General features: G+C 70.8%; 13 protein-coding genes. 5 read left to right on the top strand and 8 right to left on the bottom strand.

Annotated features, from left to right (window positions below):
- Positions 1–52 precede the first annotated feature (52 nt).
- Together FHU35_RS05555 and FHU35_RS05550 are read left to right on the top strand one after the other, a co-directional pair.
- Positions 53–1,450: an alpha/beta hydrolase gene (locus tag FHU35_RS05555; protein ID WP_145737273.1), complete on the top strand. Its 1,398-nt coding sequence runs from the start codon at positions 53–55 to the stop codon at positions 1,448–1,450.
- Between the two features lie 81 nt (positions 1,451–1,531).
- Complete coding sequence (locus FHU35_RS05550) at positions 1,532–2,158, top strand: maleylpyruvate isomerase family mycothiol-dependent enzyme (protein ID WP_222429280.1); 627 nt, start codon at positions 1,532–1,534, stop codon at positions 2,156–2,158.
- Here the strand turns inward: FHU35_RS05550 and FHU35_RS05545 are convergent.
- The 3 genes from FHU35_RS05545 to FHU35_RS05535 are packed head-to-tail and all read right to left on the bottom strand — an operon-like array spanning position 2,155 to position 4,448.
- Positions 2,155–2,391: a non-oxidative hydroxyarylic acid decarboxylases subunit D gene (locus tag FHU35_RS05545; RefSeq protein ID WP_145737272.1), complete on the bottom strand. Its 237-nt coding sequence runs from the start codon at positions 2,389–2,391 to the stop codon at positions 2,155–2,157. The two genes, FHU35_RS05550 and FHU35_RS05545, sit on opposite strands and share 4 nt — an antisense overlap.
- 27 nt (positions 2,392–2,418) lie before the next feature.
- The gene (locus FHU35_RS05540; protein WP_281290212.1) at positions 2,419–3,867 is read right to left on the bottom strand and encodes a non-oxidative hydroxyarylic acid decarboxylases subunit C; all 1,449 of its coding nucleotides are present in this window, start codon (positions 3,865–3,867) and stop codon (positions 2,419–2,421) included.
- On the bottom strand, positions 3,864–4,448 hold the full coding sequence (locus tag FHU35_RS05535; RefSeq protein ID WP_145737271.1) for a non-oxidative hydroxyarylic acid decarboxylases subunit B: 585 nt from the start codon (positions 4,446–4,448) through the stop codon (positions 3,864–3,866). The genes FHU35_RS05540 and FHU35_RS05535 overlap by 4 nt, the downstream gene beginning before the upstream one ends.
- Positions 4,449–4,557: 109 nt before the next feature.
- Between FHU35_RS05535 and FHU35_RS05530 the strand changes: the two genes are divergently transcribed.
- Complete coding sequence (locus tag FHU35_RS05530; RefSeq protein WP_222429279.1) at positions 4,558–5,409, top strand: helix-turn-helix domain-containing protein; 852 nt, start codon at positions 4,558–4,560, stop codon at positions 5,407–5,409.
- A 9-nt stretch (positions 5,410–5,418) separates the two neighbouring features.
- On the opposite strand, the gene FHU35_RS05525 is transcribed toward FHU35_RS05530, so the two are convergent.
- Positions 5,419–6,006 (bottom strand): DsbA family oxidoreductase, encoded by a 588-nt coding sequence (locus FHU35_RS05525; protein WP_246110081.1) that lies wholly within the window; start codon positions 6,004–6,006, stop codon positions 5,419–5,421.
- The gene (locus FHU35_RS05520) at positions 6,003–6,695 is read right to left on the bottom strand and encodes an SDR family NAD(P)-dependent oxidoreductase (protein WP_145737270.1); all 693 of its coding nucleotides are present in this window, start codon (positions 6,693–6,695) and stop codon (positions 6,003–6,005) included. Before FHU35_RS05520 ends, FHU35_RS05525 begins: the two co-directional genes overlap by 4 nt.
- A 102-nt stretch (positions 6,696–6,797) precedes the next feature.
- Here FHU35_RS05520 and FHU35_RS05515 point away from each other — a divergent pair, with 102 nt between their 5' ends.
- Complete coding sequence (locus FHU35_RS05515; protein ID WP_145737269.1) at positions 6,798–7,631, top strand: helix-turn-helix domain-containing protein; 834 nt, start codon at positions 6,798–6,800, stop codon at positions 7,629–7,631.
- Here the strand turns inward: FHU35_RS05515 and FHU35_RS05510 are convergent.
- Positions 7,624–8,940: an FAD-binding protein gene (locus FHU35_RS05510; RefSeq protein ID WP_186459267.1), complete on the bottom strand. Its 1,317-nt coding sequence runs from the start codon at positions 8,938–8,940 to the stop codon at positions 7,624–7,626. The genes FHU35_RS05515 and FHU35_RS05510 overlap by 8 nt on opposite strands.
- A gap of 269 nt (positions 8,941–9,209) precedes the next feature.
- On the opposite strand from FHU35_RS05510, the gene FHU35_RS05505 reads away from it, so the two are divergent.
- Entirely contained in the window at positions 9,210–10,901 is a 1,692-nt protein-coding gene (locus FHU35_RS05505; RefSeq protein WP_145737267.1) for a bifunctional metallophosphatase/5'-nucleotidase, read from the top strand.
- Positions 10,902–10,975: 74 nt separating this feature from the next.
- Here FHU35_RS05505 and FHU35_RS05500 read toward each other — a convergent pair whose 3' ends face one another.
- Together FHU35_RS05500 and pruA are read right to left on the bottom strand one after the other, a co-directional pair.
- Positions 10,976–11,905 (bottom strand): proline dehydrogenase family protein, encoded by a 930-nt coding sequence (locus FHU35_RS05500; RefSeq protein WP_145737266.1) that lies wholly within the window; start codon positions 11,903–11,905, stop codon positions 10,976–10,978.
- A gap of 67 nt (positions 11,906–11,972) precedes the next feature.
- Entirely contained in the window at positions 11,973–13,601 is a 1,629-nt protein-coding gene (pruA, locus tag FHU35_RS05495) for an L-glutamate gamma-semialdehyde dehydrogenase (protein WP_145737265.1), read from the bottom strand.
- Positions 13,602–13,621: the final 20 nt, after the last annotated feature.

Raw genomic sequence — 13,621 nt, 5'->3', positions numbered from 1 at the left:
AATCGTTTTCAACAAACCTGACAACTCGCTTGAGGGATGTGAACCCGAAGTGATGAGAGCGCTTCGCCCAGTCGTCGCACTGGCGCTGCTCGCCCCCACGCTCACCGCCGCGCCGGCCGCGGCCGAACCGCTGGAGTTCGGCCCCTGCCCCTTCGAGGGCGCCGAGTGCGCGAACCTGCCGGTGCCGCTCGGCGAGGGGAACCGGTCGATCTCGATCGCGATCTCGCGAGTGCCCGCGACCGGAACACCGGGCGAATACCGCGGTGCGCTGCTGGTGAACCCCGGCGGACCTGGCGGTTCAGGGCTGGAATACGCGGTCAGCAAGGGGGAGAAGCTGCCGGAGCAGGTGCGCCGGAGCTACGACATCATCGGCTTCGACCCGCGCGGCGTGGGGCGGAGCGCGCCGCTGGACTGCGGTGAGCTGGGCGGGCTGTTCCAACACCCCGCGCCCGAACCCGTTCCCGTCGGTGAGCGGGCCGAAACCCAGCACCTGCACCGATTACGCGCGATGGCCGACGACTGCCTGCGGAACAACCCCGACGCGGCGTGGATGAGCACCACCAGCACCGCGCGCGACGTGGACCGCGTCCGGGCCGCGCTCGGCTCCGAGAAGCTGAACTTCCTCGGCGTCTCCTACGGCAGCTACCTCGGTGCCGCCTACGCCGCGCAGTTCCCCGACCGCGTCGGACGCATGGTCCTCGACAGCGTGGTGAGCCCGGACCGCTGGCACGACTTCGACGCGCGGCAGGCCTTCGCGATGCTCGACCAGCGCGACACCCTCTTCGAATGGATCGCCGCACAACCGGAATTCGGCCTCGGCGAGACGAAGCAGCAGGTCCGCGAGACGTATTCGACGACTCGGGCCAGGCTGACCGGGAGCTTCGGCCCCGCGGAGTTCGACAACCTCGTCTACAAGACCCTCTCGCGCACCGAGCGCTGGGAGCCCTTCGCCCGCGACCTCAGCGCCCACGTGCACCAGGGCGCGCCGCTGAGCCCCGCGCTGCCCGAGGACGACCCGGAATCCCGCAACTACGAGGCGGCGCTGCGCACCGTCAAGTGCGCCGACAGCAGGCGTCCCACCGAGGACGAGGTCATCGGCTCCCTCCGGGCGCTGCGCGCGGCCGACCCCGAACCGATCGTCACCGGGTTCGAAGCCGCCACCTGCGCCTACTGGCCGGAACCCGTCGAGCCCGCCCGGTTCGGGCACCCGGACATGCCGCCGGTGCTGCTCACCCAGGCCGACCACGACCCGACAACGCCGCTCGACGGCGCCCGGCGGATGCAGGCCAGGCTTCCCGGCGCGCGCATGGTGACCCTCCACGACTCCTACTCGCACGGCGTCTTCGCCAGTCAGCGCAACCCCTGCGTCGACGACGCGGCCGCGCACTACCTGCTCACCGGCGCGCTTCCGGCCGACGACCTCCGCTGTCAGGGGCCGGGTCTACCGTGAACCCTCCGAACCGGACCCACGCTGGCCTCGGCCGTGACAGGCTCGGCCGCGGCGTAGCGCACCGGGAGCTGGAGGTGGTCCATGCGTCGAGCCGACACGATGGAGATGGCCGTCGCCGAACGCACCGATCTCGCGGAGTACCTCGGCACGCTCACCCTCGACCAGTGGGAAGCGCCGAGCCTGTGCGCGGGCTGGCGCGTGCGCGACGTGGTCGCGCACGCGATCAGCTACGACGACCTCAGCTGGCCCGACGTGCTCAAGCGCGCCGCCCGGGCGGGTTTCGCGCCGAACACCGTCAACGCTCTCGGCGTCGCCGAGACCCGCGCCCGCAGCACCGGCGAACTGCTCGACCGGCTGCGCGCCCACCTCCGGCCCACCGGCCCGATCACGGCCCTGGGCGGCATGATCCCGCTGGTGGACGCGCTGATCCACCACCAGGACATCCGCCGGCCGCTCGGCCACCCGCGCGAGATCCCGCCGCATCGGTTGCGCACCGTTCTGGACCTGGCGTTCAGAGCTCCACCCGTCGGGGCCAAGAAGCGGGGTGCCGGCCTCCGGCTGGTGGCCGCGGACCTCGACTGGACGCGCGGCGACGGCCCTGAAGTCCGGGGACCGGGCGAAGCGCTGCTGATGACCCTCGCCGGGAGGGCGGTCGCCTTCACCGAGCTCTCCGGAGAGGGCAAGGCCGTCCTCGCCGCCAGGCTCTAGCTCTCGGCTCTCAGCGGCGGGATGGCCGGCACCTCCGAGGCGGTGGCGATGGCTTCCGGAGTCAGGCGGAACTGCTCGGGGTAGTGCTCGCGCGTGGCGCGGCGGGCCGGTTCGGTGGTGCGCCACATGTACAGGCAGCGCGGGCACTGCCGCACCTCCCAGACTCCGGGCACCGGTGAGCTCGCCACGGTCCTGATCTCCGGATCGGCGCAGCGGGGGCAGATCGTCTGCATCGCAAGGTCCTTCCTGCGCAGGGTGTTTCAGCGGCGGGCGAGCATGGAGCGCAAGTGGTCGGCCCACTCCGCGGTCTCGGGCAGGTCCTTGGTCGGGGTGCCGAAGTTGCCGCGCACGTCGGGCTTCACCGGAGTGGTCGCGTCGATGATCATCTTGCTGGTGATGCCCGCGGGCTGCGAGGCCGGAGCCAGCCCCACGACCGAGAGGTTCGGGATGACCACCACGTCCTCGGACGGGTTGACCTTCGCCGACTGCGCCCACAGGACCTGCGGGAGGTCGAACGGGTCCACGTCCTCGTCGACCAGGATCACCTGGCTGACGTAACCGAGTCCGTGCGGCGTGGTCATCGCGCGCATGCCCACCGCCTTGGCGAAACCGCCGTAGCGCTTGGCCGTCGAGATGATCACGAGCAGGCCGTGCGTGTACATCGCATTGACGGCCTTGACCTCGGGGAACTCCGCGCGCAGCTGCTTGAGCAGCGGAACGCAGGTGTTCGGGCCGACCAGGTAGTCGCATTCGGTCCAGGGCATGCCCAGGTACAGCGACTCGAAGATCGGGTTGGTGCGGTAGGAGATCCGCTCGACGCGCACCACCGGCATCCGCCTGCCGCCCGAGTAGTGCCCGGTGAACTCGCCGAACGGCCCCTCGATCTGCCGCACCCGCGACTCGAGGTACCCCTCGATCACGACCTCGGAGCCCCACGGCACGTCGAAGCCGGTCAGCGGCGCGGTCGTGATCGGCATCGGCTCGCCGCGCAGCGCTCCGGCCATCTCGTACTCGGACTGGTCGTAGGCCATCGGCATGCCCGCCACGATCGGCACCACGGGGTCGTTGCCGAGGGTGATCGCGACCGGCAGGTCCTCGCCGCGTTCCTCCGCCTTGCGCAGGTGCTGGGCGATGTCGTGCATCGGCACCGGCTGCAGCGCGAGGCGGTCGGCGCCGAGCACCTCGATCCGGTAGATCCCGAGGTTCTGCTTGTCGAAGTCCTCCGGCGCGTCCGGGTCGCGGGAGACCACGGCCGCCTTGTCCAGGTAGAACCCGCCGTCACCGTCGTTGAGGCGGAACAGCGGGAGCACGTCGAAGAGGTTCACCTCGTCGCCCGAGACGCTGTTCTCGCGCCACGGCGCGTCCTCCCGGCCGACCGGGGTGACGGGGAAGTCGTCCCAGCGGCGGGCGAACTCCTCCACCTGATCGCGGGTGGAGGTCTCCTTCGGCAGCCCCAGCGCCATCGCGTGGTTGCGCCAGGAACCGTGCACGTTCAGCGCGATCCGCGCATCGGTGAACCCCGAGACGTTGTCGAACCACAGAGCCGGGGCTCCCTCGCCGATGCGGCCCGCGGCGTTCGCGGCGGCGGCCAGGTCCGGTTCCGGGGCCACCTCCTCGCTGATCCGCAGCAGCTGCCCCTCCTGGTCGAGGGCGTCCAGGAACGACCGGAGGTCGTCGTAGGCCATCGGATTCTCCTCGCTGTTGCTCACGAAACCTTGAGCTTGGTCGCGCGCAGCCCTTCCCAGCGCTGCGCCGCAGGGGCGGGCAGGTCGAGCTGGTCGAGCACGCGCGCGGTGATGTGCTCGACGACGTCGTCGAGCGAGGCCGGGCTGTTGTAGAAGGCGGGCATCGGGGGCACGATCCGCGCGCCCATCCGCGAGAGCGCGAGCATGTTCTCCAGGTGGATCTCGCTCAGCGGGGTCTCGCGCGGGACGATCACCAGGGGGCGGCGTTCCTTGATGGTCACGTCCGCCGCGCGCGCGACCAGGCCGTCGGCGTAACCGGAGCGGATGCCGGCGAGGGTCTTCATCGAGCACGGCACGATCACCATGCCGTCGGTGCGGTAGGAACCCGACGAGATGCTCGCGCCCAGGTCGTCCGGGTTGTGGACGACGTCGGCGAGCGCGCCGATCTCCCTGACGCTCAGACCGGTCTCCAGCTCCACCGTTGCCCGTGCCCACCGGCTGAGCACCAGCTGGGTCTCCACCTCGGGCAGTTCACCCAGCTGCTCCAGCAGTCGCACACCGAGCGGCGCCCCGGTCGCTCCGGTCATCCCCACGACGAGTCGCACGCTTCTCCTTTTCGGTCATCTCGTGCTGATGTCTCCACGCTAAGCGCCGATCACGAAGAGGAGCAGGTATTCTCGCGACAGGGGATGGGGAGAATCGGACAGGACGCGGATGGCTGAGATCACCGACGTCGGCTACCGGCCGGGACTGAACGCGCCGATCGGCATGGACGTCATCGACTTCACCGAGCTGCGCTCGCGCGCCGAGCGCCGCGGGATCGCCCTCGCCGGTCCGCAGCGGCCGGACTTCCACCACCTGATCCACGTCGACCCCGACGCGGAGCCGCTGGCGCACACCGTCGACTTCACCGAGCACGTAGTCCCGCCCGGCGGCTGGCTGTGGGTGCGCCCCGGCCAGGTGCACCAGTACGGTGCGCTGACGCGTTCGCACGGCACGATCGTCATCTGGCGCCCCGGTTTCATCACAGTCGACCCACCGCCGCCGGAAACCCCTGTGCTGCCAGGAGGTTCGGCCCGCGACGCGATCGATCTCGCGCTGCGGCACCTGCTCGCCGACTACGCGGACCTCGGCTCGATGAGCCTGGAGGCGCACAACAGGTCGCTGCGGATGCTGCTGGCGGTGCTGCTCCTGCGATTGGCCCACGCGGGTGCGGCACCGCCGCCCTCCGGTCCGGCCGACAGCCCGTTCGAGCGGTTCCAGCACGCGGTGGAGCGCGACTTCACCCGCACCCACCGCGTCGCCGACTACGCCGCCGAGCTCGGCTATAGCGCTCGAACCCTCACCCGCGCAACGCTGTCCGCGACGGGCCGCTCGGCGAAGTCCTACCTGGACGCCCGCATCGTCCTGGAGGCCAAGCGCCTGCTGGTCCACACCGACCGCGCGTCAGCGGACATCGCCCGTCACCTCGGCTTCACCACCCCGGGAGACTTCAGCAAGTTCTTCCGCAAGCACGACGGCCGAACCCCGCTGACCTTCCGCGCCCAAGCTCGCGGTGTGGGCTGATCTCGGCGGTCAGGTGGGCTCGCGCAACGCTCGGCGGAACCGGTCGAGATCCCCGCTCCCGGTGATCGTGCCGCGCGGGAAGCGGAAGACCGGTGGCACGTCGATGCCGAGAGCGCGGACGCGGTCGAGCTCGGCGCGCAGGGAATCCTCCCCGCCCGCCGGCATCGCGACGCCGACTTCGTCGGCCAGGGCGGTGAGGGTGACCGGATCGGCGATGTTGACGCCGTCGGTGAAGTAGGCGCGGAAGAGACGCTCGGTCATGGCCTCACCGCAGTCCTGTTCGGAGGCCGAAGCCAGCAGGCGGTGAGCGTCGAAGGTGTTGGTGAACAGGGCGCGCCGGAAGTCCAATCGCAGGCCGTCCTGCTCACCGATCGACGACGTCGCGATCTCGCGGGCGACGGCTTCGCCCCGTTCCCGGGCGTGCACCTCGAACAGCGGCTCGCCTGCGGGAGAAGCATCAGGGCGCAGCTGGAACGGAGCGAACCGCACCTCCACCTCGCCACCGGCTCGCCGGTGCGCCTCGACCGCCCGCCGGAAGCGCGTGAACCCCACGTAGCAGTGCACGCACACGAAATCCAGCACGACCTCCACGCTCACCACGCCACCTCGCCGCGGTGGGAGGAGAAGCCGCCCGTCGGGCCGTCCGGCCCGACGGTGGCCATCCGGACGATGATCTCCGCGCCCTCGGCGACGGTCTGGACTCCTCGATGGCCGTTGAAATCGGTGGCGGTGAACCCGGGGCAGACCGCGTTGACGCGCATCGCCGGGAACGCTCGGGCGTACTGCGCGGTGATCATGTTCAGCGCGGCCTTCGCCGAGGCGTAGGCCGGAACCGGGATCCAATGCGGATCGTGCGCGGTGGGATCCGGTTCCGCCGCCGCGGTGGTGGAACCGAGGCGACTGCTGACGTTGACCACGACCGGGTTCGAGCTCGATTTCAGCAGCGGCAGGAATGCGTTGAGGACCCTGACCGGGCCGAAGAGGTTGATCTCGCAGGCGGCGAGCAGATCTGCGGCGGAGGCTTCGCCGGGCGGCCTCGCTGAACCGGGAACCCCCGCGTTGTTGACCAGGACGTCCAGTTCTTCCACGGCATCGGCTGCGGCGCGGACGGATTCCTCGCTGGTCACGTCGATGGTCAGCGGAACCGCTCCGATCTCGGCCGCCGCCTCCGCGCCACGTCGCGGGTCGCGTGCCCCGAGCAGCACGGTGTGCTCGAGTTCGATCAGCCGCCGGGCGGTCTCCAGGCCCAGGCCTCGGTTGGCTCCGGTGATGAGCGTGGTCGTCATGGCGCCCAGTCTGCGACGCCGCGCGGCCGGGACCCGTTGCAGCGCTCTTCCTGGGACTCGCGGTACCACCCGCACGGGCGAGCGGCGGGAGATACTGGACGGATGACTCAACGACTCGGGGAGCTCGGCACCGCGCTGCGCGAGTGGCGCGGTCGGCTGGCCCCGGGCGATGTGGGATTCCCGCCAGGCTCGCTGCGTCGTGCGAAAGGCCTGCGCAGGGAGGAACTCGCTCTGCTGGCGGGCATCTCGGTCGACTACGTCGTCCGCCTGGAGCAGGGGCGCGCCAACCCGTCTCAGCAGGTCGTCGGCGCACTGGCCGCGGCGTTGCGGCTGACCGGGGCCGAGCGCGACCACCTCTTCGCGCTCGCCGGACTCGGGCGCCCCACCAGCGGGCGCAGCGCTGCCCGGCTGACGCCGAGCCTGCAGCGCCTGCTCGATCAGCTGCGCGGCGTCCCCGTCGGCGTGTTCGACGCGGGATGGACGCTCACCACCTGGAACCGGCTGTACGCAGCGCTGTTCGGCGACCCCGCCTCCCTCTCGGACCGGGAGCGCAACGTCGTGTGGGCGCACTACGCGGGTCTACCGACGCGGGTGCGGTCGGACCCCGCGCTGACCGCGATGTTCGAGGAGGTGACGGCGGCGGGCCTGCGTTCGGCCGCAGCCCGCTTCCCCGCCGACGTGCAGCTGCGGACGCTGCTCGACGAACTGCGCGGATTCCCGCGCTTCGCCGAGGTGTGGGACGCCCGGAGGGTCGGGGAGCACGTCGCGCACTCCAAGATCGTGGACCACCCCGAGATCGGGCCGGTCCAGGTGGACTGCGACGTCCTGGAGGTGCCCGCCAGCGACCTGCGCCTGGTCGCCTACACCACACCGGACGACGACGTCGCGGAGCGGTTGCGGCTGCTGGAGGCGGTGGGCGCGGGAACGCTCAGCTGAGGAATCGGCCGCCCGGGGCGCTCACCATCTGCTCGGGATGGGAGAGCACGAGCCCGTGGGAGCCCGGGTCGAGGTCCGTCCCGATCGGGTAGAGGGTGCCGCCGAGCGCCTCCGCGCGCTGGTGCCAGCGCTGGTTGCGGCGGAGGCGGTCGGGCAGCCAGAACGGGTCGGTCTGACCCGCCGCGTCGGAGAGCACGTCGAACAGCCACACCAGTTCGCCGTCCGGGACCCGCAGGCCGGGGCGGGTGAACGACGAGCGGCGGTGCGGGAACAGCAGGCCGATGCTGGTCTCGCTGAGATCGCGGTCGGTGATCTCCGGCGTCGTGTCGGCCAGGAACGCGTCCAGCGCCGAATCCGGCAGGAAGTAGTCGGCCCATACCTTGTGCACCCGGTCCCAGCCGGCCGTCACGAACGGCTCGTACCGGGTGTCGGTGCTGGTCGCGAACTCCCAGTAGGAGGTGTCCCAGACCTGCGGGAACAGCGTGAGACCCCGCATCAGGTGCGCGTCGTCCGGGCGCCGATCCAGGTGGTGGTACTGGGTGAAGCGGAGCTGGTAGCGGTGTCGCTGCGGTGCGAACCAGCGGATCAGCACGTCGTCGACCTCGCCTCGCCCGACCAGCACCCGGGCTGCGACGACCGCGTCCTGCAACCTCGAGAAGGCCACGTCGTAGACCCTGGCACGCGGCGGGACCGGGGTCAGCGCCAGCCGCGCGCGGGTGATGATCCCCGCGGAACCGAGTCCGCCGAGCACGGCGTCGAACAGCTCGCGGTTCTGCGACGCGGTGCACCACAGCACGGCACCGGTCGGGACGACCACCTCCACGGCCAGCACCCGGTCGATGATGGCCCCCTCGCGGTGCAGGCTGGAGATCCCGCCGACGCTGAGCACACCACCCGTGCTCAGCTGCAGGTAGCCGGTGGGGCCGGAGGTCAGCCGACGTCCGCGCAACGAGGCGTGCCACACGACGTCGCGCAGCAGCACCCCCGCCTCGACGTCCGCGTGGTCGTCGGTCACCGCATGGATGAGGTCGAGGCTGCGCATGTCGATCTGCACCCCGCCCGACGGGCACAGCGCCTGGCCACCGGTGGTGTGCAGGGTGCCGTGGGCGCGCAGCGGGACTCCGTTGTCGCGGCACCAGGAGACGGCGACGGCGACGTCGGCGGTGGAGCGGGGGCGCAGGATCGCCGCGGGCCTGCGATCGACGATGTTGCCGAGGTCGGAGGCGTGCAGGTCGTCCCCGTCGGTGACCAGGACTCCGCCACCGGGCAAAACGGGGAAGGTGGACAGATCCGCGGTGCCCGAGTGCATCCCGATCACTCCCCCCAGGTGAACGAAGCCTGCCGGTGGCCGGTCCAAATCGGAGTCCATCCTGAGGAACCGGGCTTTCCTCGTTCTTTCTCGCCTGGTCAGAGCTCCTCTCGGACCGTTCGACCGGCTTCCGCGCCGGGCGTGACTGCTTCCAGACATTCACCTGAAGGTGCTGGTCTTGGACATGCGGGCGGGGGAGTATTCCGCTGGCGACCTTCCGGCGCGTCGGGGACGTGGAGTCGGAGGGCAATCAGCGGAAGGAAATCGATGTGAAGACAGCTCGGTTCGGCCGTCTCGCGGCGCTGGGGATCGCCGTGCTGGCCGCGGCGGCGGTGACGGCCGGCCCGGCCTCCTCGGCCGCCCCGCACACCACGCAGGTCCGGCTGATCACGTTCAACGACCTGCACGGCAACCTCGAACCCCCGGCCGGATCCTCCGGCAGCGTCACCCTCCCCAACGGCAGTTCCGTTGAAGCGGGCGGCGCGCAGTACCTGGCGAGCCACGTGGCGCGGCTGCGCGGTGAGGTGCCCGACTCCCTGGTGCTCTCCGCGGGCGACAACGTCGGGGCCTCGCCGGTCAACAGCGCCCTCTTCCACGACGAACCCACCGTCGAGTTCCTCAACCAGCTCGGCGTGTCCGCGTCGGTCGTCGGGAACCACGAGTTCGACGAGGGATTCGAGGAGCTGCAGCGGATGTCCGACGGCGGGTGCCACCCCGTCGACGGGTGCCAGTTCCGGGATCCGTTCCCCGGCGCGAACTTCGAGCAGCTCGGCGCCAACGTCACGTTCAGCGACGGGCGTCCGGCGCTCAAGCCCTTCGACGTCCAGAACGTCAACGGCACGCGCGTCGGCATCATCGGCGCGACGCTGGAAGAGCTCCCGTCTGTGGTCGCGCCCGGTGCGATCGACGGTCTGGAGTTCGGCGACGAGGTCGAGGCCATCAACCGCACCTCGCAGGCGCTCGACGCCCTCGGGGTCAAGGCGCAGGTCGTGCTGCTGCACCAGGGCGACAGCACCGAAGGCGGCGGTCCCGACGACTGCGATCTGGCTCCCGGACCGGCGAGCGAGATCGCCAAGGGGGCTTCGCCGAACGTCGACCTGATCTTCACCGGTCACAGCCACGCGCAGTACAACTGCACGATCGCCGACCCCGCCGGCCAGCCGCGCCAGGTGCTGCAGGGCGCGTCCTACGGGCGGCTGCTGTCGGTCGCGGACCTGGCGATCGACCGCGTGAGCCAGGACGTCGTGCGATCGGAAACCAAGGCGCACAACGAGATCGTCACCCGGGACGTACCCGCCGACCCGGCTGCCCAGGCCCTGATCGACGAAGCGGCGACCAAGGCGGCGCCGATCGCCAACCGGCCGGTCGGCAGCATCGCCGGTGACCTGCCGCGCGCCGCGGCTCCGTCCGGGGAAGCTCCGCTGGGCGACGTCATCGCCGACGCGCAGTTCGAGGCCACCGCCGCCAACTCGCCGCAGATCGCCATCACCAACCCCGGCGGCATCCGCGAGGACCTCCTCTTCCCGGGCTCACCAGCCGGTGAGGGGGACGGCGTGGTCACCTACGGCGAAGCGTTCGCCGTCCAGCCCTTCGGCAACATCATGCAGACCATGACGCTCACGGGCGCCCAGCTCAAGGCGGTCCTGGAACAGCAGTGGACCCCTGAGGAGACCAACGTCCTGCAGGTGTCCGCGGGCCTGCGCTACAGCTACTCGGCGGGCGCTCCGATCGGCTCGAAGGTCACCGAGATCAGCATCAACGGTCAGCCGGTCGACCCCAACACGCCGTACCGGGTGTCGGTGAACAACTTCCTCGCCGGCGGCGGCGACGGGTTCACCGAGCTCACCAAGGGAACCGACATCGTCGGAGGTCCGGTCGACCTCGACGCCTTCCTCGGCTACCTGAACGCCCATCCCGGCCTGGTCCCGCCCCCGGCAGACCGCATCACGGCCCTGCCCTGACGCGCCACCCACCCGAGGTCTCCGGGGGTGGAGACCTCGGGTGGGCAGTTCTGGTCCGAACCGTCCATGCCGGGTCAGGCTTGGGTGGCCAGCGAGCGGAGGAAGAAGGCGAGGTTGGCGGGGCGTTCCGCCAAGCGGCGCATGAAGTACCCGTACCACTCGTCGCCGTAGGCGGTGTAGACCCGCAACTTCCCGCCCTCGGCGGCGATGCGGCGCTGCTCCTCCGGCCGGATGCCGTAGAGCATCTGGTACTCGAAGTCCGCCGCCGCGCGGCCGTTGCGGGCCGCGAGCTCGCCGGCGATGGCGACCATGCGGGGGTCGTGCGAGGCGACCATCGGGTAGCCCTCGCCCCGCATCAGGACCTTCAGGCAGCGCACGTAAGCGCCGTCCACTTCGGACTTCCCTTGGAAGGCAACCGATTCCGGCTCCGCGTAGGCGCCCTTGCACAACCGGACCCGCGAGCCCGGCGTGGCCAGGTCGCGGCAGTCCTGCTCGGTGCGCCGCAGGTAGGCCTGCAGCACCGCGCCCACCCACGGGAAGTCCACGCGCAGATCGCGCAGGATCCCCAAGGTGGAGTCCGTCGTGGTGTGGTCCTCCATGTCCAGGGTGACCGTGGTTCCCGCGGCGGACGCCGCTTCGCAGATCAGTCGCGCGTTGTCCAGCGCGATCTTCTCGCCGTCGGACGGCAGGAACTGGCCCACCGCCGACAGCTTCACCGACACCTCGGCGCGATCGGCGAGCCCCTGGTCGGACAGGATCCCCAGCATCTGCCGGTAGTCCCGGACGGTGGTGTCGGCCTGGCTCGCGTCGAGGGTGTCCTCGCCGAGCCGGTCGAGCGTCACGAACAGCCCGTTCGCGCTCAGCTCCCGGGTCGCCCGCACGGCGTCCTCGGGTGAGGTGCCGGGCACGAAGCGCCGCACCACGGGCCTGGTCAGCGGATTGGCCTCGACGAGCCGCCGCACCGAATGCGATCGACCCGCGGTCAGCAGAGCACTGCGCAACACCGAAATCTCCCCACACTCGTTCCAGAAGACCACCGGGCGCCCCGGATCGCCGGGGCGCCCATCACGCTCATCCCATGTGGGGGTAGGTGTGACCGGTCGGTGCGTCCCAGGTCTCCTTGATGGCACGCGGGCTGGTCCACCGCTGGATGTTGAGCAGCGAACCGGCCTTGTCGTTGGTGCCGGAGGCCCGACTGCCGCCGAAGGGCTGGCGGGACACGATGGAGCCGGTCGGCTTGTCGTTGACGTAGAAGTTGCCCGCCGCACCGCGCAGCTTGCGATGCGCCTCGTCGATCGCGGAGCGGTCGGTGGAGAACACCGCGCCGGTCAGGGCGTACGGGCTGGAGGCGTCCACGACGTCGAGGATCGAGGAGTACTGGGCGTCCTCGTAGACGTGCACGGCCAGGATCGGCCCGAAGTACTCGGTGGTGAACACCTCGTCGGACGGGTCCGTGCAGACCAGCACCGTGGGCTCCACGAAGTAGCCGACGGAGTCGTCGTAGCCACCACCGGCCAGGACCTCGATGGTGTCGGTGCTCCGGGCGCGGTCCAGCGCCGCCTTGTGCTTGGCGAAGGCGCGCGCGTCGATGACGGCACCGCCGAAGTAGGAGAAGTCGGTGACGTCCCCGAAGCGGATGGTGCGCGTCAGGTCCGCGAGCTCCTCGCGGAGTCCGCCCTCCCAAATGGAACGCGGGACGTAGGCGCGGGACGCGGCCGAGCACTTCTGGCCCTGGAACTCGAAGGCGCCGCGGGCGAACGCGGTGGCCAGCGGAGCCGGGTCGGCCGAGGGGTGCACGACGATGAAGTCCTTGCCGCCGGTCTCACCCACGATCCGCGGGTAGCTGCGGTAGGAGTCGAGGTTCTCCCCGATCGTGCGCCACAGCTTCTTGAACGTGGCGGTGGAGCCGGTGAAGTGCAGGCCCGCGAAGCCGGGGTCGGTCAGGGCGACGTCGCTGACGGCCTGGCCGTCGCCGGTGACCAGGTTGATCACGCCCGGGGGCATCCCGGCGGCCTCGAACAGCCGCATCGTGAAGTGCGCGGCGAGCTGCTGCGACGGGGTCGGCTTCCAGACGACGGTGTTGCCCATCAGCGCGGGCGCGGTCGGCAGGTTGCCGGCGATGGCGGTGAAGTTGAACGGGGTGATCGCGGTGACGAACCCGTCCAGCGGCCGGTAGTCCATCCGGTTCCACTCACCCGGGACCGAGCGGGGCTGCTCGGCGATGATCTGCCGCGCGTAGTGCACGTTGAACCGCAGGAAGTCGATGAACTCGCAGGCGGCGTCGATCTCGGCCTGCTGCACCGACTTCGACTGGCCGAGGATGGTGGCGCCGTTGATGGTGTCGCGCCACGGCCCGGCCAGCAGGTCGGCGGCGCGCAGGATGACCGCGGCCCGCTCGTCGAAGGAGGTCGCGGCCCAGCCGGCGGCGGCGTCCTTCGCGGCGGCGACCGCGGCGGCGACGTCGTCACCGGTGGCCTGCCCGGCGGTGCCGAGCACGTGGGCGTGGTCGTGCGGCTGCACCACGTCGAAGCGGTCGCCGCCGGCCATGCGCTGCTTCCCGCCGATGGTCTGGGTGAGCTCGATGCGCTCGGACTCCAGCTCGGCGACGCGCTTCTGCAGCGACTCGCGCTCCGGCGATCCGGGCGCGTAGCCCTTCACCGGCTCGTTGTAGGGCACCGGCACCGAGGTGATCGCGTCCATGCCTGTTCCGCCTCCTCGAG

Source organism: Saccharopolyspora dendranthemae, from assembly GCF_007829955.1.
Lineage (GTDB): Bacteria > Actinomycetota > Actinomycetes > Mycobacteriales > Pseudonocardiaceae > Saccharopolyspora > Saccharopolyspora dendranthemae.
Note: the sequence above shows the minus strand (reverse complement) of the source record. Positions and strands in the feature narration are given on the sequence as shown.

Excerpts from the sequence above, each read along its gene's own strand:
- FHU35_RS05555 (WP_145737273.1), top strand. The coding sequence starts at position 53 with ATGAGAGCGCTTCGCCCAGTCGTCGCACTGGCGCTGCTCGCCCCCACG.
- FHU35_RS05550 (WP_222429280.1), top strand. The coding sequence starts at position 1,532 with ATGCGTCGAGCCGACACGATGGAGATGGCCGTCGCCGAACGCACCGAT.
- FHU35_RS05545 (WP_145737272.1), bottom strand. The coding sequence starts at position 2,391 with ATGCAGACGATCTGCCCCCGCTGCGCCGATCCGGAGATCAGGACCGTG.
- FHU35_RS05530 (WP_222429279.1), top strand. The coding sequence starts at position 4,558 with ATGGCTGAGATCACCGACGTCGGCTACCGGCCGGGACTGAACGCGCCG.
- FHU35_RS05520 (WP_145737270.1), bottom strand. The coding sequence starts at position 6,695 with ATGACGACCACGCTCATCACCGGAGCCAACCGAGGCCTGGGCCTGGAG.
- FHU35_RS05515 (WP_145737269.1), top strand. The coding sequence starts at position 6,798 with ATGACTCAACGACTCGGGGAGCTCGGCACCGCGCTGCGCGAGTGGCGC.
- FHU35_RS05510 (WP_186459267.1), bottom strand. The coding sequence starts at position 8,940 with ATGCACTCGGGCACCGCGGATCTGTCCACCTTCCCCGTTTTGCCCGGT.
- pruA (WP_145737265.1), bottom strand. The coding sequence starts at position 13,601 with ATGGACGCGATCACCTCGGTGCCGGTGCCCTACAACGAGCCGGTGAAG.